This window comes from Roseisalinus antarcticus (assembly GCF_900172355.1).
GTDB classification, from domain to species: domain Bacteria; phylum Pseudomonadota; class Alphaproteobacteria; order Rhodobacterales; family Rhodobacteraceae; genus Oceanicola; species Oceanicola antarcticus_A.
This window is the reverse complement of record NZ_FWFZ01000001.1, coordinates 19,285-43,952: the sequence shown is the minus strand read 5'-3', so window position 1 is coordinate 43,952 and position 24,668 is coordinate 19,285. Positions and strand designations below refer to the sequence as shown.

Genomic DNA, 24,668 nt, shown 5'->3' with positions numbered 1-24,668 from the left:
CCGACTTTGGCCGGTGTGGCCTGTCGTCCTCGGGTAACTTTATTGCGGGCGGTGCCGTTTTCGGTCAATTCCTGACGCCGCGTCAGAAAATGACCCGAACGTCACGTCACAATTTCGCGACAGATTCGGCGCGGCTGCGGTTGCCGCTCAGGATATTGGCGTAATTGGCCGCGAAGATCACGCCGCCGCCGAGCAGGACGTAGATGTCGAAGCCCTCGCCATAGAACAACATTCCGATGATCGCGATCAGCGGCAGGCGCAAGAAGTCGATCGGCATCACCACGCCCGCGGGGGCCAGCGACAGCGCGGTGGTCAGGCAGAAATGGGCCAGCAGGCCGGCGCAGCCGATGACCACGAGAAACGGCGCGGTCGTGGCGGTGGGCAGGGCCATCTCGCCATCGGCAAGCCCGCAGACCAGGCCGAACACCGCCTGCATCACCGTCAGCCAGAACAGGATCGACAGGATCGTGTCGGTCCGGGTCAGCCGCCGGGTCAGCACCGCGGTCAGGCCGAAGCCGACCGCGCAGGCGGCGGCGGCGAGGATACCCGCGTTCAGCCCGTCGGGAGAGGGCCGCGCCACGATCAGGATCCCGGCAAAGCCGATGGCCGCGACGATCAGGGCGCGGCGGGTGATCTTCTCCGACAGGATCAGCGGCGCGAAGAGCAGCGCCCAGATCGGCGTGGTGAATTCCAGCGCGAAAAGCTGCGCCAGCGGGATCATGGTGATCGCGAAGAACCACAGGTTCTGGCCGATGAAATGCGCGAGGTTGCGCAGCCCGTGCAGCCGGAATTGCTGCGCGCTGATCTGGCCGAGGCTGTTGGTCATCCGGCCCACCACCAGCACGATCACCACCCCTGTCAGCGACCGGTAGGTCATGATCTCGAACGTGTCGAGCGACAGGCTGACGGCGCGGGCCGCCACGGCCATGGAGGTGAAGGAGACCACGGCGCCAAGCATCCACAGCGACGCGCGCAGCGTCACGGGCGTGGGAACGGAAGCGGGGATCTGGGTCATGATAAGGGCCTCGGGGCTTGATATGGCCGGTCTGCCCGATTGCGGCCCGGGCGACAACCGGACGTGGCCGTCAGTTCAACAGCTTTTGCGGAAGATAATCGCCGAGCCCCACCGCCTGGCCGGCGGACCAGAGCGCCGCCCGCGCCACGTTGCCCGGCCATTTGATGCCCTCGAGCAGGACCAGCTCCGCCTTGTGGGCGGGGCTCCTGACGTCGAACCGCGCACTCTGGCAGGCCGCGGCGACGGGGGCGCCGGCCCAGGCCATGCTCGCGGCCCCGCGCCACAGGTGATAGCCGCTGCTGACCAGCAGCAGGCTGCCCCCGCGGGCGAGGCGGGGCTGCGAGAACAGCGCGTTCTCCAAGGTGGAGCGGGACAGCGGCTCGACGCTGGTGGCCGAGGGCGGTAGCCCTTCGGCCATGGCCAGCGTGTCCATCTGGCGCGCGACCGGGTCGGCCCGTCCTTCGGAGGCGTCGCCGGTGAAATGCAGATGGCCGACGATGCCGGCCTGATAAAGGTCCAGCCCCGCCCGGGCGCGCGCCTCGCTGGCCCGGCCCAGGGTCCCGTCGCCCGCGAGCCCCGCGCCCAGCACGACGGCGGTGTCGAACCGTGCGTCCCCGGACAGCAGGTCCGCGCAGGACGGGGTCGTGTAGGCCGAGCCCACCGCGGCGGCGGCCCCGGCCCCGACGCTGGCTGCGGCCAGAAGAAACAGGGTCCGGATCACTCCCATTCGATGGTGCCTGGGGGCTTGGAGGTGATGTCGTAGGTCACGCGGTTGATGCCGCGCACCTCGTTGATGATCCGGGTCGCGGTCTCTCCCAGGAAATCGTGGCTGAACGGATAGTAATCCGCGGTCATGCCGTCGACCGAGGTCACGGCCCGCAGCGCACAGGCATACTCATAGGTCCGCCCGTCGCCCATCACACCCACGGTCCGCACCGGCAGAAGCGCCACGAAGGCCTGCCAGATCTCGTCGTAAAGCCCGTGTTTGCGGATCTGGTCGAGATAGACCGCATCGGCCTTGCGCAGGATGTCGAGCTTGTCGCGGGTGATCTCTCCGGGACAGCGGATCGCGAGGCCGGGGCCGGGGAAGGGGTGGCGGCCGATGAAGCTCGCCGGCAGACCCAGTTCGTGGCCGAGGGCGCGGACCTCGTCCTTGAAGAGCTCGCGCAGCGGCTCGACCAGCTTCAGGCCCATCTTCTCGGGCAGGCCGCCCACGTTGTGATGCGACTTGATCGTGACCGAGGGACCGCCCGAGAAGGACACGCTCTCGATCACGTCGGGATAAAGCGTGCCCTGGGCCAGGAACCCCGCCCCCTCGATCTGGTCGGCGTATCTCTGGAACACGTCGATGAACAGCCGGCCGATGGTCTTTCTCTTGACCTCGGGGTCACTGACACCCTCAAGCTCGCCTATGAACAGATCGGCCTCGTCGGCGTGGATCAGGGGTATGTTGTAATGGTCGCGGAACATCGCGACCACCTCGCTGGCCTCGTTATGGCGCAACAGGCCGTGGTCGACGAAGACGCAGGTCAGCTGGTCGCCGATGGCCTCGTGGATCAGCACCGCCGCGACCGAACTGTCGACCCCGCCCGAGAGCCCGCAGATCACCTGCGCATCGCCGACCTGCTCGCGGATCAGGCGGATCGCCTCTTCGCGGTAGGCGGCCATGGTCCAGTCCCCGGCAAAGCCCGCGAGCTTCACGAAGTTCTCGTAGAGCGTCCTGCCGTTGGGGGTGTGATGCACTTCGGGGTGGAATTGCACCGCGTAGAAATTCCGCTCCGGGTCGCCGGTGATGGCGAAGGGCGCGCCGGGCGAGGTGCCCAGAACCCGGAAGCCCGGCGCGATCTCGGCCACGTGGTCGCCGTGGCTCATCCAGACCTGCTCGCGCCCCTCCAGGAACCAGCCGGTCAGCAGATCGGGCCGCGCGCCGTCCTCGGGCGTGACATAGGCGCGGCCGAACTCGGCGGTGCCGTCGCCGCGCTCGACCCGGCCGCCCAGCATCTGCATCATCACCTGCTGGCCATAGCAGATCCCCAGCACCGGCACCCCGAGCTCGAACACCTCCGCCGGCGGGCGCGGAGAGCCCGCGTCGATCACCGAGGCCGGGCCGCCCGACAGGATCACCGCGCGGGGTGCGAAGTCTGCCAGGAACGCGGGCGTCACGTTCTGGAACGGGTGGATTTCGCAATAGACGTTCAGCTCTCGCAGGCGGCGCGCGATAAGCTGCGTGACCTGGCTGCCGAAGTCGATGATGAGGAGGGGGTCATGGGCTGTCATGGAAGGCGTCGTAGGCCGACCCCGGGGTCCTTGCAAGCCGCGCCCGCGCGGTGCGGGCGCCCTCGATGTCGTTTTCCGGTCCGAGACGCCGGAAATTCACCACACGCGCCCGGATGGCGGGCGTAAGACACCCCAAGCAGAACAAGGGGTGCGGGCATGACCGAAGTGAAAGCAGCGCGGCGCGGGCGGGGCGGCGGCGGAGCCGCGCGACGGGCCGAACGGACGGCCGTGCATTTCGAGACCGCCCGCTACATCGAGCGCAACATCCCCAACCTGGAGATCCTCGACGAGGCCGCGTTGCGGATCATCGAGACCAACGCCGAGACGATCCTGGCCGAGATCGGCGTGAATTTCGTCGAGAACCCGGGTGCGCTGGAGCGTTGGCGGCAGGCCGGGGCCGAAATCGAGGGCGAACGGGTGCTCATCCCCCGCGGCCTGGCCCGAAAGCTCTGCGCGACCGCGCCGGGCCGGTTCACCCAGCACGCCCGCGATCCGGCCAAGTCGGTCGAGATCGGCGGCAACACCCTGGTGCTGGCCCCGGTCTATGGCCCGCCGTTCGTGCGCGACGCCTTCGGCGGCCGGCGCTATGCAACGATGGAGGATTTCCAGAAATTCGTGAAGCTCGCCTACATGTCCAAATGGTTGCACCATTCGGGCGGCACGGTCTGCGAGCCGACGGACATTCCGGTCAACAAGCGCCATCTCGACATGATTCTGGCGCATATGACCCTTTCCGACAAACCGTTCATGGGATCTGTCACCGAGCCCTCGCGCGCCGCCGATTGCGTGGAAATGTGCGAGATTCTATTCGGGAAACAATTTGTTTCCGAAAATACGGTAATGACCTCGCTCATCAATATCAATTCGCCGCTGACATTCGACGCGACGATGATGGGGGCGCTTGAAGTCTATGCCGCCGCGAACCAGGCCTGCATCGTGTCGCCCTTCATCGTGGGCGGGGCGATGGCGCCGGTGTCGGTCGCGGGCACGCTGACCCAGGTCATGGCCGAGGTCATGGCAGGTGTCGCCTATTCGCAGCTCGTGCGGGCCGGGGCGCCGGTGATCTTCGGCGCGTTCGTGACCTCGATCGACATGAACTCCGGCGCGCCCACCTTCGGCACGCCCGAGGCGAGCCAGATCACTTTCGGCGCCGGACAGCTGGCCCGGCGGCTGGGGCTGCCGTTCCGCTCGGCGGGGGGGTTCTGCGGCTCCAAGCTGCCCGACGCGCAGGCCGGCTACGAGGCGGCCAATTCGCTCAACACCGGGCTCTATTCCGGGGTCAATTTCATGCTCCACGCCTGTGGCTGGCTGGAGGGGGGGCTGGTCGCCTCTTTCGAGAAATTCGTCATGGATGCCGACCAGTTGGGCGTGCTTCATCATATGGCGCGCGGCATCGACATGTCCGAGAACGGTCAGGCGATGGACGCGATCCGCGAGGTCGGCCCCGGCGGACATTTCCTGGGCTGTGCCCATACCCAGGCCAACTTCAAACAGGCGTTCTGGCGGTCCGACCTGCTGGACTACAAGCCGTTCGAGACCTGGTCCGAAGCAGGCGGCGCCGACACCCAGACCCTGGCCGCGGTGCGCGTCGAAAAGCTGCTGGGCCAATACCAGGCGCCGGCGCTCGATCCCGGGATCGAGCAGGCGCTGCGCAGCTATGTCGCCGACAAGAAGGCCTCGATGAGCGACGCCTTCTCCTGAGCCGGCCCGCCCGGCTCAGGCCACGGCCGTGGGGCGGGCGCTGGCGCGCAGCAGCTGCGCCTCGCCCATGATGGCGATCAGCACGTCCACGTGACGCGCGACCGAGTAATCGGCTGCGTGGCCGCGACGCTTGCTGTCCTGAACCTCTTCGATCTCGAGCAGGCGCAACAGCGCCGTGCCGGTCCGCGGGACGCCCGCGGTGCGCAGAATCCGCGGCAGATGCGAATCGCGATGGTATTCCTCGACCCCGAATCGGGCAGCGCTCACAAGCAATTTGGGGCGTTTCAGGGCGCCAACCATTCCGAAAAGGTCCTGCATCGATCCGTCTCCTGTGTTTCTCGATGCTGTGGAAGATACACAACCTTGGCGTGTGTTGCGTGTGGACAAGTTATTAAGAACGCCGTCCATATCATTGTTTAGACTTTTGAAACAAAGATAGGGGTGAAAACAGCAATTAATGTTTGGGTAACGAATACAACCCAAGGGTGCATTCGTTCCGGCAGAAGGCCGGTGGCCAGAACAGGTCGGGACCGAGACGTTCCAGGAGTAGGCGAATGAAAAGCCGCATGCACGAAACGAGCCGCGAAATCATGCCGTTGCCCGGTTGGGTGCCGGAATCGGTGCGGCACTACCTGGCCCACACGGAGAGCGGATTGCCGATCCGGGCGCTGGCGCGGCGCGGAGAGGTCCATGCCTCGACGGTGCTGAGACAGGTGCGCAAGCTGGAGGCGCGGCGGGATGATCCGCTGGTCGACGGGGCGCTGAGGGCGCTGTCGCAGATCATGCCCAAGGCTGTGGACAGCTCTGGGGAAAAAAATGGGGACAATACCGCGCCCGACGTCGCCGTCCTGACGGACCAGGACAGGATCGACCAGGAATCGATCCGGATCCTGCGCCGGCTGTGCGAGACCGGGGCGACCCTGGCCGTCGCCCGCGACATGGACCGCGCGGTCGTCGTGCGCGACGGGCCGGACGGAGAGCCGGCCCGCACCGCTATGGTCGAACGCGGGATCGCCCAGATCCTCGCGTTGCAGGAGTGGATCGCGAGCGATGCGCCCGCCGCCCGGATCGCGCGCTATCGCGTCACCGCCACCGGTCGGACCGCGCTGCGCGAGCTTGTGGCCTCGGTTGAGAACGCGGCGGCGCGGCGTGGCGCCTCCGGCATGGCCGAGGCGCAGGCGGATTTTCATGGCCGGCCCGACGCCTCCGGCCAGCGCGGCCCGCGTTTTGCCATCGCCGAAAGCCCGCTGGCCGGCCTGGCCCGGCGCCGGGACCGGGACGGCAAGGCGTTCCTGCGCAAGGAACTGGTGGCCGCCGGGGAGCGTCTGCGCGAGGATTTCGAGCTTGCACAGATGGGGCCGCAGATGACCCAGGACTGGAGCCGCTTCGTGACCGCCGGCGCCTTCACCTCGTTCCGCGACGGCGGCGGCGGGCCGCTCGCGGTGACCGACGCCAAGGACCGGGTGGCCGCGGCGCTCGCCGATCTGGGTCCGGGGCTGGGCGACGTGGTGCTGCGTTGCTGCTGCTACCTCGACGGGATGGAAGAGACCGAGCAGCGCATGGGCTGGTCCGCGCGCTCGGGCAAAATCGTGCTGCGCATCGCGCTGGAACGGCTGCGCCGGCACTACGACGAGCAGGGCACGCTGGCCCCCAAGATCGGCTAGGCACGGCCCCGGATCGGGCTACGGGGGCGGGGGCCGAAGGGCGCCGGCCCCTTTGGCCTGTCCGCGCTCCGCCCGGGCCGCGATTCGGCCAGAATCGCCTCTGGAGCGCGACTAGATCAAGTTTTAGATTAACAAAATCAATATCCTGAAGCCATTTGCGCAACAATCCCACCCTTGCCTGCCGCGCAGGCGCCGGGATGCGAACGATGCCCGATCATTGCCACAGATCGGTCCAGAAGCGGGCCAGAATGAAGCGCCAATTGGGCCGGTCAGCGGGACACACCCGCCTTACCATCAGCAAACGGCCCGGCCCGTCCGAGCCTCCAGACCGGAGACAAAATCATGTTCGTCAACAAGACCAAATACTTCGACGCCGCAATTCCAGTAGAGGCGCCGATCGTCGGCACCGTCGGCCTGCTCGCCGGCACGCGGGTGGAGACCGCCGCCGGCTGGCGGGATGTGGCCGAATTGTGCTGCGGCGACCTGTTGTTCACCATGGACGGCGGCTGCCGCCCGCTGCACGACATCCGGATCGCCCATGGCGGCGACGACGCGGTGCGGGTCCCGGCCGGCGTTCTGGGCGCCGATGCCGACACCTATCTGGCACCCGATCAGCTTGTCCTGGTCGAAACCGGCTGGGCCATCGACTGGCTGGGCACCCCGGTGGCGCTCGCCCGGGCCGGCGATCTGGTGGGGGTGATGGGCATCCGCCGCAAGGCCGCGCCCACGCGCCACCTGCGGATGCCGGTTTTTGCCGAGGAAGAGATCCTGTTCGCAGCCTCGGGTCTGCGGCTCTTCACCCCTGGCGGGCTCGCGCCCTCCACGCCGGAATATTTCGTGCTGCTGGACCGCGAAGAGGCCGCCGAGGTCCTGCGCATGGGGCCGCAGTGACGCGCACCGGGCCCGGCGCGTGTTGCACGCGGCGCATGGCCGCTGGCGCGCGGCGGGCCTTGGACAATCGCGGGCAGGAGGGCTATGTCTCTGACACGGCAAGAGGAGAGCCCGATGAGCCCGCGCGATCTGAAGATCCCAGGACAGCGCCACCCCGAGAAGGCGCACCGCCCAGACAATGCCCAGCCGAGGAAACCGGACTGGATCAGGGTGAAGGCCCCCACCTCGGAGGGCTATCACAAGACCAAGGACATCATCCGCGAGCACAAGCTGGTGACGGTCTGCGAAGAGGCCGGTTGCCCGAACGCGGGCGAATGCTGGGCGCAGGGCCATGCCACCATGATGATCATGGGCGAGATCTGCACCCGCGGCTGCACCTTCTGCAACGTGGCGACCGGGCGGCCTGACGAGCTTGACGCGTTCGAGCCGGGACGCGTCGCCGATGCCGTCGCAAAGCTGGGGCTGAACCATGTGGTCATCACCAGTGTCGACCGCGACGATGTAGACGATGGCGGCGCCGAACATTTCGCCCAGACGATCCGCGCGGTCCGTCACCGCGCCCCGGGCACCACGATCGAGATCCTGACGCCGGATTTCCTGCGGTGCGGCCCCGAGGCGCTCGAAACCGTGGTCGCCGCGAAACCCGATGTCTTCAATCACAACCTTGAAACCGTGCCGGGGCTTTACCCCGAGGTGCGGCCGGGGGCGCGCTATTTCCACAGCCTGCGCCTGCTGCAACGGGTCAAGGAGCTTGACCCGACCATGTTCACCAAGTCCGGCATCATGGTGGGCCTCGGCGAGGATCGTCAGGCCGTGGGCCAGGTGATGGACGACATGCGCGCTGCGGATGTCGATTTTCTGACCATCGGCCAGTATCTTCAGCCGACGTCGAAGCACCACCGCGTGGATCGCTTTGTCACCCCCGAAGAGTTCAAGTCCTATGAGAAGACCGCCTATGGCAAGGGGTTCCTGATGGTGTCGGCCACGCCGCTCACCCGGTCGAGCTATCATGCCGGCGACGATTTCGCGCGGCTGCGGGACAACCGGCTGCGCAAGCTGGGCGAGATCGCCTGACGGCCCGGACCGGTTTGACCGTCACCCCGGCGATGCGGGCGCCCCACGCCAGAGATTGACCGCCGTTCGCGGCTCTGGCACTGCTCTGTGACGGGGCCTTGCGCGAGGAACTTCATGAAGGTCATCATCTGCGGGGCCGGTCAGGTTGGCTGGCAGATCGCCCGTCATCTGTCGGGCGAACGCAACGACGTCACGGTCGTGGACAACAATCCCGATCTGGTGCGCCGGGCCACCGACACGCTGGATGTGCAGGGGATCGCCGGTTTCGCGAGCTATCCCGACATTCTCGCCAAGGCCGGCGCGAAGGACGCCGACATGATCATCGCGGCGACCCATTCGGACGAGGTCAACATGGTCACCTGTCAGGTGGCCCATTCGGTCTTTGCCATCCGCCGCAAGATCGCGCGGCTGCGGTCGCAATCCTATCTCGACGCGATCTATTCCGATCTCTATCGCCGCGACCACATGCCCATCGACGTGGTGATCTCTCCCGAACGCGAGGTGGCCGAGGCCGCGCTGCAACGGCTGGCCGCGCCGGCCGCCTTCGATACCGAGCAGTTCCTCGACGGGCGCGGCACCCTGCTGGGGATCAAGATCGACGAGGATTGCCCGGTGGTCAACACGCCGCTGCGGCAGCTCAACGACCTGTTCTCGACCCTCAAGGCGATCGTGGTCGGCCTGCGCCGTGATGGGCAACTGTTCGCGCCGGCGCCGGGCGACCAGATCTTTCCCGGCGACAGCGCCTATGTGTTTTCCGAGACCGGCGATGTCGTGCGCACGCTTGAGATCTTCGGCAAGACCCATCGCAAGCAGGAGCGTGTGGTCATCATCGGCGGCGGCAACGTCGGGCTCGCCGTGGCGCGGGCGCTGGAAAAGCAGGCCGAACGGGTGCGGGTGAAGGTCATCGAACGCAACCGGCGCTGCGCCGAGCTGGCCGCCGACGCCCTGGACCGGACCATCGTGCTGCACGGCGACGGGCTCGACACCGGCCTGCTGGCCGAGGCCAATATCAGCCGGGCGGACGCCGTGCTTGTGGTGACAGATGACGACAAGACCAACCTGCTGGCCGCCGTGCGCGCCAAGGGCATGGGCTGTCCGATGGCGATCTGCCTGTCCAACGACCCGACCCTGGTGTCGCTGATGGAGCCGCTAGGCATCGACGCCTATATCAACCCGCGCGCCACCACCGTCAGCTCGATTCTGCGCCACGTCCGGCATGGCCGGGTGCGCGACGTCTATTCCATCGGCGATGCCGAAGCCGAGCTGATCGAGGCGCAGGTGCTCTCGACGTCGCCGATCGCGGGCCAGAAGATCCGCGACATCGAGTTTCCCGAGGGCGTGCTGGTCGGCGGGCTGGTCAAGGCCGGGCGCTATGTCAAACCCGATGGCGAGACCCGGGTGGAGGAGGGGGACCTGGTGACGATCTTCGCCATGGCCAGCGACGTGCCCGAGGTCGAGCGCCTGCTTCAGGTCTCCATCGACTTCTTCTGATGCGCGGGCCCCTCAAAGATCGCCGCAAACCTCGCCAGCCGCTTTTCGTGGTGCTGATGTGGTTCGGGGCGGGGGCGATGTTCATCCCCGGACTGCATGCCTATGCCCGCGAGGAATATCCCATCGGGCAGGCCTTCGTGAACGGCGCCCTGCTGTTCATCCTCACCTCGGTCATGGTGGCGCTGGCGCTGCGCGGGCGCCTGCCGGACGAAAGCGCCTTTGCCCAGCTCGCCGCCCTGCTGGCCGCCTTCACCGTGCTGCCCCTGGGCTTTGCGCTGCCGTTCTGGGCGGCCCTGGGCGACGGCACCCTGTTCGGCGCCTGGTTCGAGATGGTCTCGGCCTTCAGCACCACCGGCGCCACCCTGTGGGTCGATGCGACGGCGCTGGACCCGTCGCTGCACCTCTGGCGGGCCATCGTCGGCTGGATGGGCGGGCTGCTGATCTGGGTTGCGGCGGTGGCGGTCTTTGCCCCGCTGAACCTCGGCGGCTTCGAGGTGCGCGCCAATATCGGCCGGGGCGATCTGTCGACCCAGTTCAGCCAGGTGACCCGGACCGCCGGCCCCTATGAGAGGCTGGACCGCTATTTCATGCAGCTTGCCCCGATCTATGGCGGGCTGACACTGGGTCTGGCGATCTTGCTCATCATGTCGGGCCAGGATCCGTTTCATGCGATCTGCCACGCGCTTTCGGTCATGTCGACCTCGGGGATCACCCCGGGCGACGGCCCGGTCGGCGCCGGCGGCGGGATCTGGGCCGAGGTCGTGATCCTGGCCTTTCTGGTGCTCGCCCTGTCGCGGCGGACCTATGGGCGCAGCCTGCCCGGAGAGAGCGGCGCCGCGCTGATCCGCGACCCCGAGTTCCAGCTTGCGATGGCGATCATCGGCGCGGGCTCGGCCATGCTGTTTGCCCGGCACTGGCTGGGCAGCGGCGGCGACGGGGATTTCATCCGCGCGGCACAGGCGCTCTGGGGCGGGCTCTTCACCATCGCGTCGTTCCTGACCACGCTGGGCTTCGAGAGCCAGTACTGGGAGGGCGCGACCGCCTGGTCCGGCCTGCAGGCGCCGGGGCTGGTGCTGCTGGGCCTCGCGATCTTCGGCGGCGGCATCGGCACCACCGCGGGGGGGGTCAAGCTGCTGCGGGTCTACGCGCTCTACAAGCATGGCAACCGAGAGTTGCAACGGCTGATCCTCCCGTCCTCGGTCGGCGGCGCAGGCGCCGAGGCGCGGCGGATCCGCCGCGGGGGCGCGATGATCGCCTGGGTGTTCTTCATGCTTTTCGCGATGTCGCTGGCCGCGATCATCCTGTTCCTGACGGCCACCGGCGTGAACTTCGAGGATGCGGTCGTGCTGGCCATCGCCGCGCTGGCCAATTGCGGACCTCTGGCAATGATCGCACCCGAGGCGCCGATCTCCTACGCGGCGCTGCCGCAGGTCGCCCAGGTCGGCCTCGCGGTGGCGATGATCGTCGGGCGGCTGGAGCTTCTGGCCGTCATCGCCCTGCTGAACCCCGATTTCTGGCGCTCCTGACGGGCGCTCTCCGGGGGGATCCGCGCAATGGGGGTGGAAACTCGCCGTTAGGCGCGACATACTGCCCGCAACAGGGAGAAGGGCCAATTGGCCCGCTGCAAGAACAAGAACACAAGAACACAAGAACAAAGGGTTGGGCCATGGCGGCTGACAGACAGAACCTCCAGGACGCGTTCCTGAACCATGTGCGCAAGACAAAGGTTCCAGTGACGATCTTCTTGATCAATGGTGTGAAGCTGCAGGGTGTGATCACCTGGTTCGACAGTTTTTGCGCGCTGCTGCGCCGGGACGGGCAATCGCAGCTTGTCTACAAGAGCGCGATCTCCACGATCATGCCGTCGCAGCCGATCAGCCTCTATGAAGGCGAAGATTGACCTCCGATCCCGAGGGCGACGGGCCCAAGGCAGGCCCCACGCGGGCCTATGTGCTGCACCCCGATATCCGCAACGATCCGGACCGCAAGGAAGCGGCCCCGGCGCTTGAAGAGGCCGTGGCGCTGGCCGCCGCCCTGCCGGACCTGGAGGTCGGCGGGGCCGAGGTCGTGCCGCTGGCCCGGATCAAGCCCGGGATGCTTTTCGGCAAGGGCAAGATCGCCGAGCTGAAGGCCCGGATCGAGGCCTCGGACACCGAGCTGGTGCTGGTCGACGGGCCGGTGACCCCGGTGCAGCAGCGCAACCTCGAGAAGGAATGGGGCGTCAAGCTGCTGGACCGGACCGGGCTGATCCTCGAGATCTTCTCGGACCGCGCCCGGACCCGCGAGGGCGTGCTGCAGGTCGAGATGGCCGCGCTCAGCTATCAGCGGACGCGGCTGGTGCGGGCCTGGACCCACCTGGAACGTCAGCGCGGCGGGCTCGGCTTCGTCGGCGGCCCCGGCGAGACCCAGATCGAGGCGGACAGGCGGGCCATCGACGAACAGCTGACCCGCCTGCGCCGGCAGTTGGAAAAGGTCGTGCGGACCCGGACGCTGCACCGCGCGGCCCGGGCCAAGGTGCCGTTCCCGATCGTCGCCCTCGTGGGCTATACGAACGCCGGAAAATCCACGTTGTTCAACCGGTTGACCGGCGCGGACGTGATGGCCAAGGACATGCTCTTCGCCACGCTCGACCCGACCATGCGCAAGGTCGCGCTGCCCTCGGGGCTGGAGGTCATCCTGTCGGACACGGTGGGCTTCATCTCGGACCTGCCGACGCAGCTGGTGGCCGCGTTCCGCGCGACCCTCGAAGAGGTGCTGGACGCCGACCTGATCCTGCATGTCCGCGACATCGCCCATTCCGAAAGCGCCGAACAGGCCGAAGACGTCCAGGCCATCCTGACCGGCCTCGGTATCGACGAGACCGCGCCGCTGTTCGAGGTCTGGAACAAGGTCGACCTGCTGGCACCTGAGGACGCCGAGGCGCTTTCGTCTCTGGCGGCGCGGCGCGAGGGCGTATTCGCGGTGTCCGCGCTGACCGGGACGGGTCTGACCGGGCTTCTGGACGCCGTGTCCGAGGCGTTGACCGAGCCGCGCGAGACCGAGGTGCTGACCCTGGGCTGGGAGGATGGGCGCAAGCGCGCGTGGTTGTTCCAGGAGGACGTGGTGACCGAGGAGGCCGAAACCGAAGAGGGGCACCGGCTAACGGTGCATTGGACCCTGCGGCAAAAGGCGCGTTTCGCCCGGCTGAAGTGAACCGATCGCAGCCGGGCTACGTTTAGCTCTATAAAGGAGCTGCCATGTCCCTCGTCATTCTCTACGTCTCCACCACGGTCGTTTTTCTGGTCGTGGACGCGCTCATGCTGTCCAACGTGATGCGCCCGCTGTTCGAGCGTCACATAGGCGACTGGCTGGTCGACGGGTTCCGCGTTGCGCCGGCCGCGCTGTTCTACCTGTTCTACATCGGGGTGGTGACCTGGATGGTCACCTGGCCCGCCCTGCGCGACGGGCTGCCGACGGTGGCCATCTTGCTGCCCGCGGCGCTTTTGGGCGCGATGGCCTACGGCACCTACGAATTCTCCAACTATGCCACGCTGGAGCGGTGGCACTGGTCCATGGTCGCGGTGGATCTGGCCTGGGGCACGGTGTTGACCGCGGGCTCGGCCTGGGCGGGGCTGGCGATCACCCGCGCTCTGACCTGACCTCGCCGCCTTGATCGGCGCGCGGTGGCCTGACCTGACGGAGAGCTGCCTGACGGCAACTCGCAGGTTTTTTGGGACGCCTTGAGAGCTGAGCCCGTCAGGTAGGCGCGGTCCTGGCGGCCGGGCGCGGGATCATGGCGGCGTGGTGGGCCGCAGGGTGGTGATCCCCACGGAGCCGCCGCGGGCCAGCGCGGGATCGAGCGACATGGGGATGTATTCGCCGCGCCGCCAAAGCTCTCCGAGGTCGTCGTAGTAGCGTGACAGGAAATGGCCCGATTGGCCGGTCGAGGTGATGAAGACCGACGAATCCGGATCGGCGAAATCGTAGACCCCCCGGTAGGCGGCGGAATGGACGTTGAGGAACGGGTCCGGCCCGGTGCCCAGCGTTCGGCCCCGCTGCAGGGTGTTGTCGCCGCCGCTGGTGGATTGGCGGATGTTGACGAACCAGCGCAGCACGGGCACCTCGCCCAGCACCGGGTGATCGTGGGTCGCCTCGTGCGCATCGCCCCAGCGCAGGGTCTGCAGGTCCGAGCCATAGGTCTCGGCGACCCAGACCAGCGCATCGTCCAGCGCCTGGCGCGAAATGTCGGTGCAGGTCTCGGTCGGCGCGGATTGCAGCACGTCGCACCAGCGCGCCGCCCCGTTCACGTTGCGGAACACGCGCTCTATGAACAGCGGCTCCACATGGGTGAATTCCGCGGCCAGTGGCCCCAGGTCGTCGCGGATCAGCCGTTGTTGCAGGAACCGGACCCAGGCGGCGTAGAGCAGCGGTTCGGGCAGGTGCTCGTTCATCTCGCCGTTCCAGTCGGCCAGCAGGCCGAGGGCGACCTGCCGCTGACGCTCGGGCGTGCCCTCGGGGGCGGCCTCGCCGGTGAACCACAGGTCCGCCCCGATCAGCGGCAGAAGCGACCGCGCGGTAAAGCTGACCGTGTCCAGCTGCGCCTCGGTGAAGCTCTCGCGGGTGTGGACCTCGCGCGATTGCATCAGCCGGCGCCAGCGGTTGACCCGCTGGGTGTCGCCCCAGCCGAAGGAGACGTGGCGCGGGAAGGGCGCGTCGAGGATCTTGTTGTTGGTATGGCCCACGAGGCCGCCTTCGGGGTTGACCCACTGGGGGTTCTCCTCGGGCGGGAACATGCCGTCCCAGCGGTTCTGCGGCCGGTAGCCGAAGGTGGGCATCCGCCCCTTGCTCTCGTGCGCGGGGTCGCGGCGGGGCATGGCGCCCACCAGGCGCAGGGCGATGCGGTTGCGGTCGGCCAGGGTCAGCATCTGCGCGGGGGCCACGTAGTTGTAGGAGGCGCGGATCGCCTCGTCGATGGTCCGGGCGCGCATCAGGTCCATGGCGGCGGTCAGCGTCGTGTCATCCTCGCTGAGCGCGGTCCAGGCGACCGAGGTGACATGGCCCGGCGGGCGGATCGTGCCGAGGTTGTAGTGCTCGGGCGGCAGGACCGGGCCGTTCTGCGTCCATTGCAGGTCGATGGTCACGGGGGTCGCGCCGTGGACGTTGATGATGCTCTCGCGGGTGCGGAACGGGGCCCAGCCGTCGGGCGTGCGGTAAAGCGTGGCGTCGGTGGCGTTGACCTCTTCGACATAGACATCCGTGTCGTCGAGATAGGCCGAGGTCAGCCCCCAGCCGATATCGGCGCTGCGCCCTGTCATCACCACCGGCACGCCCGGGATCGTCGCGCCGATGACTCCGCCGGTGGCAAGCTCCAGCCGCGCGAGATACCAGATCGAGGGCGCGGTCAGCTGCAGATGCGGGTCGTTGGCCAGCAGGGTGGAGCCCGTGGCCGAGCGCGAGGGGCCGGCCGCCCAGGCATTGGACGCGCCCGCGAGGTCGGGCGGATTGACCGGCGACAGCGGGCCGGGCGGGGCAGAGGTGTCGGCGGCATGGCGCGGGGCACCGGGGATCAGCGCCTGATAGCGGGGCAGGGCCGCTATTCCGGGGCCCGGCGCGTCGGGCAGGATGTCGCTGACCCGGTCGTCGTCCAGCAACAACGAGGTGCGGGCGCGCAGCACCTCGCGGCCCAGGTGGCTTTGCAGCTGCAGGGCCATCAGTTTCACGATGGCGATGCTGTCGGGGGGCGACCAGGTCGAGATCGGGTGGTTGAAAAGCCACATCTCGGGGGCGCCGCGCCCGCGGGCGCCGGCATTGACCTCGGCCAGCCAGGCATTGACGCCTGCGGAATAGGCCTCGAGCGCGGCGCGGGTCTGCGGGTCCTGGTCCTCGACCGACCGGACGGCGGTGGTGTAGATGTCCAGCCGGCGCATCAGCTTGTCGGTCTCGAGCGTGCGGGGGCCGAAAAGCTCTGACAGGCGGCCCTGGGCGGTGCGGCGCAGCATGATCATCTGCCACAGGCGATCTTGGGCATGGGCATAGCCCAGGGCGAAGAACACGTCATCGTCGGTCGCGCCGAAGATATGGGGCACGTTGGCGTTGTCGCGCACGATCTCGACCGGCGCCGAGATCCCGGCCACGCTGTAGTTGCCGTTGTAGTCGGGCAGGCTGCGGGAGGCGAAGTAATAGGCCAGCGCAAAGGCCGCGACCCCGAGGATCACGAGACCGGTGGCGAGGCGAAGAAGCCAGCGAAAGAGTAGACCCATGGATGTTCCGGGCGATTATCGGCTGCGATGTTGTTGACCGGGCGCTCCGGTCGGGTAGGAGTCAGGCTCCGTTCTACAGAACATGAGGCGAGGGACAAGCGAATGGCGAAGGTGACGTTTCTGGGGCTCGGCGTGATGGGCTATCCCATGGCCGGCCATCTGGCGGCGGCGGGGCACGAGGTGACGGTCTACAACCGCACCCACGCCAAGGCGGAGGCCTGGGTGGCCGAACATGGCGGGGCCGCGGCGAAGACTCCGGCCAAGGCGGCCGCGGGGGCCGAATTCGTCATGTGCTGCGTCGGCAACGACGACGACCTGCGCAGCGTCTGCCTCGGCGAGGACGGCGCCTTTGCGGGCATGGCACGGGGGGCGGTCTTCGTCGATCACACCACCGTGTCGGCCCAGGTGACCCGCGAGATGGTCGAGGCGGCGACCCCGGCGGAGCTGAGCTTTGTCGACGCGCCGGTCTCGGGCGGCCAGGCGGGGGCGGTCAACGGCCAGCTTGTGATCATGTGCGGCGGCGACCAGGCCAGCTATGACGCGGCAGAGCCGATGATGGCGGTCTATTCCAAGATGTGCCGCCGCCTGGGCGAAAGCGGCGCGGGCCAGCTGACCAAGATGGTCAACCAGATCTGCATCGCGGGGCTGGTCCAGGGCCTGTCGGAAGGGCTGCATTTCGCAGAGAAGGCCGGCCTCGACGGCCGCGCCGTGGTTGATGTGATCGGCGGCGGGGCCGCCGGGTCCTGGCAGATGGTGAACCGCTACGAGACCATGCTCGACGACGCGTTCGAGCATGGCTTCGCGGTCAACTGGATGCGCAAGGATCTGGGCATCTGCCTGCAGACCGCCGACGAGGTGGGCGCGAGCCTGCCCGTCACCGCGCTCGTGGACCAGTTCTACAAGGACGTCCAGAAGATGGGGGGCGGCCGCTGGGACACGTCCTCGCTGTTCAAGCGCCTGCGCAAGATCGACGAGGCCTGAGCGGGCGAGGCCCCCCTTCGCGCGGGGGCCTTTCCCGGCACCCTCAAGACCTGGTGCGCGGGCGGCGCGGCTCAGGCTTCGGGCACCAGGCCGCGGGGCGAGAAGCGCAGCACGACCAGCAGCACGACCCCCATGGTCAGCAGCCGCATGTGGGCGACCGAATCCTGCAGATGCGCGGCCAGCGCCGAGCCTTCCGGCATTCCGGCCGTGATCGAGCCGAGGAGCGCCGCGCCCAGCGGCTCGACCTGCACCCAGAGCCACCAGATCAGGAAGCCGCCCAGCGCCGCGCCGTAATTGTTTCCCGACCCGCCGACGATGACCATCACCCAGATCAGGAAGGTGTAGCGCAGCGGCTGGTAGGTGCCCGGCGTCAGCTGCCCGTCGAGCGTCGTCATCATCGCCCCCGCGATGCCGCAGACCGCCGAGCCCAGGATGAAGATCTGCAAATGGCGACGGGTCACGTCCTTGCCCATGGCCTCGGCCGCGGTCTCGTTGTCGCGGATCGCGCGCATCATCCGGCCCCATGGAGAGTTCAGCGCCAGCTGGGCCAGCACCAGGATCACCACCAGCACGACCGTGAAGAGGGCGCTGTAGCCGATCTTGACCGAGAGCGTCGAGGCGGTCACCGGGTCAAGACCCCACTCCGCCGCGCGGGCCACGAAGGCCGGGTCGTTCTGCAGGTCGATCTCGTAGGGCACGGGCCGGGGCAGGCCGATGACGTTCTTGACGCCGCGGGTCATCCAGTCCTCGCTCTTGAGGATGGCGATGATGATCTCGGCGATGCCGAGGGTGGCGATCGCCAGGTAGTCCGAGCGCAGGCCCAGCGCGGTCTTGCCGATCAGCCAGGCCGCCCCGGCCGCCAGCAGCCCGCCCACCGGCCAGGCCAGCACCACCGGCAGGCCGAGCCCGCCCAGATAGCCGGTCGAGGCGGCGTCGACCGCCTCGATCGCGTCGCGGGCCGGATCGAACAGCATCCGGTAAAGCACGAAGCCCACCACCACGATCCCCAGCGCCACCCAGCCGCGCAGGCGCCGCGGCAGGCGGGCATGGGCCAGGATCGCCCCGGTGATGGTCAGCGCCCCGAGCACCAGCGCGGACATCATCCCGACGCCGCCCGCCGCCCAGGCCGCCTCGACCGGCGGCATCGAGATCAGGACCGTCGCGAGCCCGCCGAGCGCCACGAAGCCCATGACGCCGACGTTGAACAGCCCCGCAAAGCCCCATTGCAGGTTCACCCCCAGCGCCATGATCGCCGAGACCAGCCCCATGTTCAGGATCAGCAGCGCCGAGTTCCAGCCCTGCACTATCCCGGTCCCGACGATCAGAACCGCGATCAGCCCCGCAAAAAGCGGTATGCGCACAGCGTTGGTCATACGGATTTCCCCTTGAAGAGGCCCGTGGGCCGGAACAGCAGCACCACGATCAGGATCACGAAGGACACCGCGAACTTGTATTCGGTGGTCAGCAACTGGACGAGGCCGTCCGGCTCCAGCGCCTCGGGCAGCAGGTAGCCCAGGATCTTCTTGAGCGGATAGGTGATCGTGACCTCGGCGAAGGCGATCACGAAGCCCCCCGCGATCGCCCCCAGCGGAGAGCCGAGGCCGCCGACGATGGCCGCGGCGAAGATCGGCAGCAGAAGCTGGAAATAGGTGAAGGGCTTGAAGCTCTTGTCGAGCCCGTAGAGCGTGCCGGCCACCGTCGCCAGCGCCGCCACCAGAACCCAGGTCACCATGACCACCCGCTCGGGGTTGATGCCCGACAGCAGCGCCAGGTCCTCGTTGTCGGAAAAGGCGCGCATGGATTTTCCGGTGCGGGTGCGGTTCAGGAACCAGAACAGCGCGGCCACCACCAGCACGGCGGTGACGATGGTCAGGGCTTGCGTGGTGCGCAGGGACAGGCCCTCGTCCAGCCCGCTCCAGTCGCGAAAATCCCGCGCCGAGATCAGGAACCGCGCCCCGTCGTCAAAGCTCTGGTCGTCGACGCCGATGATGAATCGCGTCAGCCCGTTGTAGACGAACATCACGCCCATGGAGACGATCACAAGGATCACCGGCGCCGCCTTCTGGCGCCGGTAGAAGCGATAGACCGCGCGGTCGGTGGCCAGCAGAAGCCCCGCTGCGGCGGCAATGCCGAAGGGCAGGGCCAGCAGCGCGGTCGGCATCGGCCCGAGCGAGACACCCCAGGATTGCAGCAGCCAGGTCACCAGCACCGTGGCCATGGTGCCGAAGGCCATGCTGTCGCCATGGGCGAAGTTGGAAAACCGCAGGATGCCGTAGATCAGCGTCACCCCCAGCGCCCCGAGCGCAAGCTGCGCCCCATAGGCCGTGGCCGGAATGATCACGAAGTTGGTGATCGCCACGAGGGCGTTGAGCACATCCATTCTGTCCCGCCCCATTCAGCCTTTGCGGGCGTGCCGACATCTGTCCGTTCACTCCGCACGCGGGGCCCCGGGGGCGCCCGTGTCACGGTGATCGGCCTCGTCGGGCGCCCGCCTCGCTGTCGATCCGCGCCGCACCCCCAAAACCGCAGGTCCGAGGGCCTGCGCGGGGCATTCGGGATGTCTACCGAGCGGCGGCTGGGGCTGCAACGATGTTTTGGCCGCGGGACGGACCGCGCGGGCGGCCGGTCACTCCTCGGCGGTGGCGCAGAGGCCCTCCGAGATCGAGTCGACCTCGCCGTTGGAGAAATAGATGAGCTCCGACGCGCCGCCGGGCTTGATCGTGAGGATATACTCCGCCCCCGGCGTGGCCTCGAAGGCGCGGGTGCCGTTCGTGGTGCTGCTGTCGGGCTCGATCACGCGGATTGCGCTGCCGGACCAGCTGGCGGTGCCAAGTTCTTCGGGGCCATAGTTGACATCGGCGTCGGCACCGCCGCCGCTCGAGCTTTGCAAGGTGCCCGCTTCGGGGGTGTCAGAGCCGTCGCTGGCCTCCTGCGTGTTGTTGACCGGCACCTGCGGCGGGACCAGGTGGACGGCAAGGCTGTTCTCGGCGCAGGCGCCCTCGGGCGTGCAGACCATGGTGTACTGGCAGTCGAAGGCGGCCGCGACGGGCTGCGCCGCGAGCAGGGCAAAGGACAACGGCAGCAGGATGCGCATTGGTTTGGACATGAAACTGTCTCCGGTGGTCATGAACTGATCTTCACGTAGACGACGAAAATCCGGCAGGTTTTGGGCGCGAAAGGGGCAGTGTTGGGTCAGTATGCCCGCAGGGCACGGCAATTGCCCCCTGGCCGCGCCCGTCGGGGCCACGCGGGGTGCGCGCGCTCAGCCGCCGAGGAAGGATTTGCGGACCTCGGGATCGGCCAGAAGCTCCGCCCCGGTGCCGGCATAAGCATTGGCGCCCTGCACCAGGACATAGCCCTTGTCCGCGATCTCCAGCGCCTGGCGGGCGTTCTGTTCGACCATCAGGATCGGGATGCCGGTGCGGGCGACCTCGATGATCCGGTCGAAGAGCTCGTCCATGACGATGGGCGAGACGCCGGCCGTGGGCTCGTCGAGCATCAGCACCTTCGGTTTGGTCATCAGGGCGCGGCCCACCGCCACCTGCTGACGCTGGCCGCCGGACAATTCGCCTGCGGGCTGGCGGCGCTTGTCGCGCAGGATCGGAAACAGGTCGTAGATCTGCTCCATCGTGGCGCGGACATCGTCGCGGCGGATGAAGGCGCCCATCTCGAGGTTTTCCTCCACGGTGAGCGAGGGGAAGATGTTGCGCACCTGCGGCACGAACCCCATCCCGGCCACAACGCGATCCTGCGGCGAGAGGTCGGTGATGTCCTGCCCGTCGAGCGAGACATACCCCCCGCGCAGGTCGAGCATCCCGAACACCGCCTTCATCGCGGTGGATTTGCCCGCACCGTTGGGGCCGACGATCACCGCGATCTCGCCGCGGTCGACGGAGATGGTGCAATCATGCAGGATGTCCGCGCCCTTGCCGTAGCCGCCGGTCATCCCGATGCCGGCCAGATAGGCGCTTTCGGTCGAGGGCCTGGCCGTCCCTGCGCGAAAGCCCGCGAGGTCGCCGCGCCCGTGCGGGTTGGCGATCGAGCGGTCGCGGTTGCCGCGATCGGAATAGCTGTCGCTGTCGGTCATGGGCGGGCCTCCTTCCGGGGGGGTCTCATTCCATAGGCTCGGTCGTCAGCGGGTCCAGCGGCCGGGGATCCGGGCGGTTGGCGCGCATCATGTAGCTGTCCGGCTCGGCCGGCGGGGGCAGCGCAAGCGCCGCCAGCACGGCGTCGTGAAAGGCGCTGTGCAGCGGAGAGAAGCCCGCCCCCGCATCGAACGTCTGCACGAAGATACCGAAGCCGTCGCCGAGCGCCAGGGTGTCGGCGATGGTGGTGGTCGCGCCATCGGGCGCGGTGATCTGGTAGACCACCTGCTCGGCCGCGCGGTCGCCCAGGTCGATGCGGTCGGTCCTGAGCACCGGCAGGCCGTTCTCCATCCCCCGCTCCGCCGCGAGATAGGCGTCGAGCGCGGGTCGCATCAGCGCGGGGTCCGTGGTCGCCGTGGCCGAGAGCGGGGCGACCTCGACCGTGGCCCCGAGCGTGTCGTGGTAGAACAGCGCAGGGCCACCGGTCTGCGCGGACGCCGGCGCCAGGACCCCGCTGTCGGCGCAGACGCGCACGTCGCGGGGCAGGTCGGTGCACAGGGGCTCCGCCCCCGCGGGCGCGGCGGGAGCCTGGGCCAGCGCCAGCAAAAGCAGGGAACCGGCCGCCGCCCTCAATGCACGCCCTCGACCGATGCGATGGTCGCCATGTGCAGAGCCGAATGGGCCTCGTCCAGGTATTCGCCGGGGGCGCTGGACTGGATCAGGACGACCCCCTCGGCGGCGCTCAGCATGGACAGGACGAAGACCCGCGGCGCACCGTAGGCCCCGGTCCGGAAGGCGAAGCGGACGGGCGTGGCGTCGGGCAGGGCGGGGCGGTCCTCGATCAGCGGGACCAAGGTCGAGGCATCCTCGCCGATCAGGATCTCGGCCATGTCCGACACCATCAGCCGCAGCTCGTCCGGGGTGAGCGGCGCGGTCTCCATCGGGACCCATTGCACGATCACGCTGGTGTCGCCCGCGCCGAAGGACAGGCCCGAGGTCACCGGCTGCGGCGTCAACCCCGCCAGCAGGCCCGCCGGGCAGAACCGCACGGGCGGCGCGATGTCGACGCAGCTCTCGGCGGCCGACACCTGCGCGGGGGCGGCGGCAAGCGCCAGGACCAGCGGCAGGGCGAGGCGCACGACGCGGATCACGCCCCGGCCCCCTGCTTGACCTTGTTCTTGAGCCCGGTGCCCAGGTAGGCCTCGATCACCTGCTCGTTGGCCTTGATCTCGGCCAGGGTGCCCTCGGTCAGCACCTTGCCCTCGGCCATGCAGATCACCGGGTCGCAGAGCCGTTCGATGAATTCCATGTCGTGCTCGATCACGACGAAGGTATAGCCGCGCTCCTTGTTGAGGCGGATGATCGCGTCGCCGATGGTGTAGAGCAGGGTGCGGTTCACCCCGGCGCCGACCTCGTCGAGAAACACGATGCGGGCGTCGACCATCATCGTCCGGCCCAGCTCCAGCAGCTTCTTCTGGCCACCCGAGAGGTTGCCGGCCTTCTCGTCGGCCAGGTGCGATACGGTCAGGAATTCGAGGACCTCGTCGGCCTTCTCGGCCAGGGCCTTTTCCTCGGCGCGGATCCGGCCGCGCCCGACCCAGGCGTTCCAGAGCGTCTCGCCGCTCTGCGCCCCGGGGACCATCATCAGGTTCTCGCGCACCGACATGGAGCCGAATTCATGGGCGATCTGGAAGGTCCGCAGCAGGCCCTTGTGAAACAGATCATGCGGGGGCAGGCCGGTGATGTCCTCTCCCTCCAGCGTGACCTTGCCGGAGGAGGGCGCGAGCGCCCCCGCGATCACGTTGAAGAGGGTGGTCTTGCCCGCGCCATTGGGGCCGATCAGCCCGGTGATGGTGCCCGGCGCGATGCGCAGCGAGGCGCCGTCCACGGCGTGAAAACCGCCGAAGGACTTGGTGACGTTGTGCACCTCGATCATGGCATTCCCCCGGGTCGGCGGCCGCAGCGCGCATCCGCCCCTCTGCAAGCGATGGACGGCGCGGGATATGCCCCGCGCCGCCCCGTCGGTCAAGCGATCCCGCGGCTCAGCGGAACTGCACCGTCACGTAGTCGCTGTCGGTGACCGTGTATTCCCGGTAGGTGCCGGCGGCTTCGCCCGGCCCGATCAGCTCCACATTGGTGGCGCCGACGTAATCCACGTCGCCCCCCGAGGCGAGGATCTCCAGCGCCTTGCCAAGCTCGCCCGGCAGGATCGGCTCGCCCGGGGCGTTGGCCACGGCCAGCACGTTCTCGGCGATCACCGAGGGCGTGGCCTCGCCGCCCGCCATCATCGCCAGCGCCAGAAGCGCCGCCGCGTCATAGCTTTCGCGGGTGAAGGAGCTGTCGCCGTTGATGCCGGCCGCCGAGGTGATCTCGACGAAGGCATCCGCGCCCTCGCCCTCGGACCACGGAACCGCGCCGAAGGAGCCTTCCATGTCGGCGCCAAGCTCGGCCAGCAGGGCATCGCCATACATGCCGTCGCCCATCATGAACGTGTCGAAGGCGCCGGTGTCCAGCGCGGACTGGATCACGCCCTTGCCGCCCTGGTCGGAATAGCCGAGCACCACGAGGATCTCGCCGCCGCCGGCATCGAGCGCGGCGACCTCGGCGGAATAATCCGCCTTGCCGTCCTCATGGGGGGCCGTGATCGTCACGGTGCCGCCATTGGCCTCGAAGTTGGACACGAAGCTGTCCGACAGGCCCTTGCCGTAGTCGTTGTTGGTGTAGGTCACAGCAACCTCGGTGATGCCGCGTTCGTCCAGCATGCTGGCCAGCACTTCGCCCTGGCGCGCGTCGGACGGCGCGGTGCGGAAGAACAGGCCGTTGTCCTCGGCGCTGGTGAGGCCGGGCGAGGTGGCCGAGGGCGAGATCATCGGCACGCCGTTGGGCACCGCCACGTTGGCCAGCACCGCGCCGGTCACGCCCGAGCAATCCGCGCCCACGATCGCGACCACGCCGTCGGAGGTCACAAGCCGCTCGGCCGCGGCGGTGGCGGCACCGTTGTCGATACAGGTCGAATCCGCGCGGACCGGGGTCAGCGTCTTGCCGTCGAGGAACATGCCGCTGTCGTTGACCTCGGTCATCGCCAGCTCGGCGGCATCGGCCATCATCGGCGTCAGGCTTTCGATCGGGCCGGTGAAGCCCATGATCACACCGATCTTCACTTCTTCGGAATGGCCGGCCGCAAAGGCCTGGGTTCCCAGAAGGGCCGCGGTCGTCGCGAGAAGCAGTTTCATCATTGTTCGTCTCCCAG

Annotated in this window: 23 protein-coding genes; 10 read left to right on the top strand and 13 right to left on the bottom strand. The window is 68.2% G+C overall.

From position 1 onward, the window contains the following. Positions 1 to 106: 106 nt before the first annotated feature. From ROA7023_RS00210 to guaA, 3 genes are all read right to left on the bottom strand, one after another. Positions 107 to 1,015 carry a DMT family transporter gene (locus ROA7023_RS00210; protein ID WP_085876988.1) on the bottom strand — a complete coding sequence of 303 codons (909 nt, stop codon included), beginning with the start codon at positions 1,013 to 1,015 and terminating at the stop codon, positions 107 to 109. Between the two features lie 70 nt (positions 1,016 to 1,085). After that, a complete protein-coding gene (locus ROA7023_RS00205) occupies positions 1,086 to 1,742 on the bottom strand; it encodes a YdcF family protein (RefSeq protein ID WP_085876986.1) in 657 nt (218 codons plus the stop codon). After that, positions 1,733 to 3,292 (bottom strand): glutamine-hydrolyzing GMP synthase, encoded by a 1,560-nt coding sequence (gene guaA, locus ROA7023_RS00200; RefSeq protein WP_085876984.1) that lies wholly within the window; start codon positions 3,290 to 3,292, stop codon positions 1,733 to 1,735. Before guaA ends, ROA7023_RS00205 begins: the two co-directional genes overlap by 10 nt. 156 nt (positions 3,293 to 3,448) lie before the next feature. Here guaA and ROA7023_RS00195 point away from each other — a divergent pair, with 156 nt between their 5' ends. Further along, on the top strand, positions 3,449 to 4,993 hold the full coding sequence (locus tag ROA7023_RS00195) for a trimethylamine methyltransferase family protein (protein ID WP_085876983.1): 1,545 nt from the start codon (positions 3,449 to 3,451) through the stop codon (positions 4,991 to 4,993). Between the two features lie 15 nt (positions 4,994 to 5,008). Here ROA7023_RS00195 and ROA7023_RS00190 read toward each other — a convergent pair whose 3' ends face one another. After that, a complete protein-coding gene (locus ROA7023_RS00190) occupies positions 5,009 to 5,311 on the bottom strand; it encodes a DUF6477 family protein (protein ID WP_085876982.1) in 303 nt (100 codons plus the stop codon). Between the two features lie 236 nt (positions 5,312 to 5,547). On the opposite strand from ROA7023_RS00190, the gene ROA7023_RS00185 reads away from it, so the two are divergent. The 8 genes from ROA7023_RS00185 to ROA7023_RS00150 all read left to right on the top strand — a co-directional run bounded on the left by ROA7023_RS00185 (position 5,548) and on the right by ROA7023_RS00150 (position 13,751). Continuing rightward, positions 5,548 to 6,657, top strand: coding sequence for a DUF6456 domain-containing protein (locus ROA7023_RS00185; RefSeq protein WP_085876981.1), 1,110 nt, complete (start codon positions 5,548 to 5,550; stop codon positions 6,655 to 6,657). Between the two features lie 342 nt (positions 6,658 to 6,999). Next, positions 7,000 to 7,548: a Hint domain-containing protein gene (locus ROA7023_RS00180; protein WP_085876979.1), complete on the top strand. Its 549-nt coding sequence runs from the start codon at positions 7,000 to 7,002 to the stop codon at positions 7,546 to 7,548. Between the two features lie 114 nt (positions 7,549 to 7,662). Further along, positions 7,663 to 8,622: a lipoyl synthase gene (gene lipA, locus ROA7023_RS00175; RefSeq protein WP_085876978.1), complete on the top strand. Its 960-nt coding sequence runs from the start codon at positions 7,663 to 7,665 to the stop codon at positions 8,620 to 8,622. 114 nt (positions 8,623 to 8,736) lie between these two features. After that, on the top strand, positions 8,737 to 10,113 hold the full coding sequence (gene trkA, locus ROA7023_RS00170) for a Trk system potassium transporter TrkA (RefSeq protein ID WP_085876977.1): 1,377 nt from the start codon (positions 8,737 to 8,739) through the stop codon (positions 10,111 to 10,113). After that, on the top strand, positions 10,113 to 11,639 hold the full coding sequence (locus tag ROA7023_RS00165; protein ID WP_085876976.1) for a TrkH family potassium uptake protein: 1,527 nt from the start codon (positions 10,113 to 10,115) through the stop codon (positions 11,637 to 11,639). Before trkA ends, ROA7023_RS00165 begins: the two co-directional genes overlap by 1 nt. A 140-nt stretch (positions 11,640 to 11,779) precedes the next feature. Continuing rightward, positions 11,780 to 12,013 carry an RNA chaperone Hfq gene (gene hfq / locus ROA7023_RS00160; RefSeq protein WP_085876974.1) on the top strand — a complete coding sequence of 78 codons (234 nt, stop codon included), beginning with the start codon at positions 11,780 to 11,782 and terminating at the stop codon, positions 12,011 to 12,013. Beyond that, positions 12,010 to 13,305 carry a GTPase HflX gene (gene hflX, locus ROA7023_RS00155; RefSeq protein WP_234991966.1) on the top strand — a complete coding sequence of 432 codons (1,296 nt, stop codon included), beginning with the start codon at positions 12,010 to 12,012 and terminating at the stop codon, positions 13,303 to 13,305. The genes hfq and hflX overlap by 4 nt, the downstream gene beginning before the upstream one ends. Before the next feature lie 44 nt (positions 13,306 to 13,349). After that, positions 13,350 to 13,751, top strand: coding sequence for a DUF2177 family protein (locus ROA7023_RS00150; protein ID WP_085876973.1), 402 nt, complete (start codon positions 13,350 to 13,352; stop codon positions 13,749 to 13,751). A 132-nt stretch (positions 13,752 to 13,883) separates the two neighbouring features. Here the strand turns inward: ROA7023_RS00150 and ROA7023_RS00145 are convergent, their stop codons facing one another. Continuing rightward, complete coding sequence (locus tag ROA7023_RS00145) at positions 13,884 to 16,352, bottom strand: penicillin acylase family protein (RefSeq protein WP_085876972.1); 2,469 nt, start codon at positions 16,350 to 16,352, stop codon at positions 13,884 to 13,886. A 27-nt stretch (positions 16,353 to 16,379) separates the two neighbouring features. On the opposite strand from ROA7023_RS00145, the gene ROA7023_RS00140 reads away from it, so the two are divergent. Continuing rightward, the gene (locus ROA7023_RS00140) at positions 16,380 to 17,333 is read left to right on the top strand and encodes an NAD(P)-dependent oxidoreductase (RefSeq protein WP_370739178.1); all 954 of its coding nucleotides are present in this window, start codon (positions 16,380 to 16,382) and stop codon (positions 17,331 to 17,333) included. A 71-nt stretch (positions 17,334 to 17,404) separates the two neighbouring features. Here ROA7023_RS00140 and ROA7023_RS00135 read toward each other — a convergent pair whose 3' ends face one another. The 8 genes from ROA7023_RS00135 to ROA7023_RS00100 form a co-directional block, all read right to left on the bottom strand. After that, positions 17,405 to 18,706, bottom strand: a complete 1,302-nt coding sequence (locus ROA7023_RS00135) for a branched-chain amino acid ABC transporter permease (protein ID WP_085876970.1) — start codon at positions 18,704 to 18,706, stop codon at positions 17,405 to 17,407. Then, positions 18,703 to 19,713, bottom strand: a complete 1,011-nt coding sequence (locus ROA7023_RS00130) for a branched-chain amino acid ABC transporter permease (RefSeq protein WP_085876969.1) — start codon at positions 19,711 to 19,713, stop codon at positions 18,703 to 18,705. Before ROA7023_RS00130 ends, ROA7023_RS00135 begins: the two co-directional genes overlap by 4 nt. Before the next feature lie 246 nt (positions 19,714 to 19,959). Further along, entirely contained in the window at positions 19,960 to 20,439 is a 480-nt protein-coding gene (locus tag ROA7023_RS00125) for a hypothetical protein (protein ID WP_143535398.1), read from the bottom strand. Between the two features lie 156 nt (positions 20,440 to 20,595). Continuing rightward, the gene (locus tag ROA7023_RS00120; protein WP_085876967.1) at positions 20,596 to 21,420 is read right to left on the bottom strand and encodes an ABC transporter ATP-binding protein; all 825 of its coding nucleotides are present in this window, start codon (positions 21,418 to 21,420) and stop codon (positions 20,596 to 20,598) included. Between the two features lie 25 nt (positions 21,421 to 21,445). Next, positions 21,446 to 22,051, bottom strand: coding sequence for a hypothetical protein (locus tag ROA7023_RS00115; protein ID WP_085876966.1), 606 nt, complete (start codon positions 22,049 to 22,051; stop codon positions 21,446 to 21,448). Then, positions 22,048 to 22,569 carry a hypothetical protein gene (locus ROA7023_RS00110; RefSeq protein ID WP_085876965.1) on the bottom strand — a complete coding sequence of 174 codons (522 nt, stop codon included), beginning with the start codon at positions 22,567 to 22,569 and terminating at the stop codon, positions 22,048 to 22,050. The genes ROA7023_RS00115 and ROA7023_RS00110 overlap by 4 nt, the downstream gene beginning before the upstream one ends. Continuing rightward, on the bottom strand, positions 22,566 to 23,354 hold the full coding sequence (locus tag ROA7023_RS00105; protein WP_085876964.1) for an ABC transporter ATP-binding protein: 789 nt from the start codon (positions 23,352 to 23,354) through the stop codon (positions 22,566 to 22,568). Before ROA7023_RS00105 ends, ROA7023_RS00110 begins: the two co-directional genes overlap by 4 nt. 106 nt (positions 23,355 to 23,460) lie before the next feature. Beyond that, on the bottom strand, positions 23,461 to 24,654 hold the full coding sequence (locus tag ROA7023_RS00100; protein WP_085876963.1) for an ABC transporter substrate-binding protein: 1,194 nt from the start codon (positions 24,652 to 24,654) through the stop codon (positions 23,461 to 23,463). Positions 24,655 to 24,668 lie beyond the last annotated feature (14 nt).

Bases quoted from the DNA above. Each gene is read 5' to 3' on its own strand.
- ROA7023_RS00145 (WP_085876972.1), bottom strand. From the start codon at position 16,352: ATGGGTCTACTCTTTCGCTGGCTTCTTCGCCTCGCCACCGGTCTCGTG.
- ROA7023_RS00135 (WP_085876970.1), bottom strand. From the start codon at position 18,706: ATGACCAACGCTGTGCGCATACCGCTTTTTGCGGGGCTGATCGCGGTT.
- ROA7023_RS00165 (WP_085876976.1), top strand. From the start codon at position 10,113: ATGCGCGGGCCCCTCAAAGATCGCCGCAAACCTCGCCAGCCGCTTTTC.
- ROA7023_RS00125 (WP_143535398.1), bottom strand. From the start codon at position 20,439: ATGTCCAAACCAATGCGCATCCTGCTGCCGTTGTCCTTTGCCCTGCTC.
- ROA7023_RS00150 (WP_085876973.1), top strand. From the start codon at position 13,350: ATGTCCCTCGTCATTCTCTACGTCTCCACCACGGTCGTTTTTCTGGTC.
- ROA7023_RS00130 (WP_085876969.1), bottom strand. From the start codon at position 19,713: ATGGATGTGCTCAACGCCCTCGTGGCGATCACCAACTTCGTGATCATT.
- ROA7023_RS00105 (WP_085876964.1), bottom strand. From the start codon at position 23,354: ATGATCGAGGTGCACAACGTCACCAAGTCCTTCGGCGGTTTTCACGCC.
- ROA7023_RS00180 (WP_085876979.1), top strand. From the start codon at position 7,000: ATGTTCGTCAACAAGACCAAATACTTCGACGCCGCAATTCCAGTAGAG.
- lipA (WP_085876978.1), top strand. From the start codon at position 7,663: ATGAGCCCGCGCGATCTGAAGATCCCAGGACAGCGCCACCCCGAGAAG.
- ROA7023_RS00195 (WP_085876983.1), top strand. From the start codon at position 3,449: ATGACCGAAGTGAAAGCAGCGCGGCGCGGGCGGGGCGGCGGCGGAGCC.
- ROA7023_RS00140 (WP_370739178.1), top strand. From the start codon at position 16,380: ATGTTGTTGACCGGGCGCTCCGGTCGGGTAGGAGTCAGGCTCCGTTCT.
- ROA7023_RS00185 (WP_085876981.1), top strand. From the start codon at position 5,548: ATGAAAAGCCGCATGCACGAAACGAGCCGCGAAATCATGCCGTTGCCC.
- ROA7023_RS00100 (WP_085876963.1), bottom strand. From the start codon at position 24,654: ATGATGAAACTGCTTCTCGCGACGACCGCGGCCCTTCTGGGAACCCAG.
- hfq (WP_085876974.1), top strand. From the start codon at position 11,780: ATGGCGGCTGACAGACAGAACCTCCAGGACGCGTTCCTGAACCATGTG.
- trkA (WP_085876977.1), top strand. From the start codon at position 8,737: ATGAAGGTCATCATCTGCGGGGCCGGTCAGGTTGGCTGGCAGATCGCC.
- ROA7023_RS00210 (WP_085876988.1), bottom strand. From the start codon at position 1,015: ATGACCCAGATCCCCGCTTCCGTTCCCACGCCCGTGACGCTGCGCGCG.
- ROA7023_RS00120 (WP_085876967.1), bottom strand. From the start codon at position 21,420: ATGACCGACAGCGACAGCTATTCCGATCGCGGCAACCGCGACCGCTCG.
- ROA7023_RS00205 (WP_085876986.1), bottom strand. From the start codon at position 1,742: ATGGGAGTGATCCGGACCCTGTTTCTTCTGGCCGCAGCCAGCGTCGGG.
- guaA (WP_085876984.1), bottom strand. From the start codon at position 3,292: ATGACAGCCCATGACCCCCTCCTCATCATCGACTTCGGCAGCCAGGTC.
- ROA7023_RS00190 (WP_085876982.1), bottom strand. From the start codon at position 5,311: ATGCAGGACCTTTTCGGAATGGTTGGCGCCCTGAAACGCCCCAAATTG.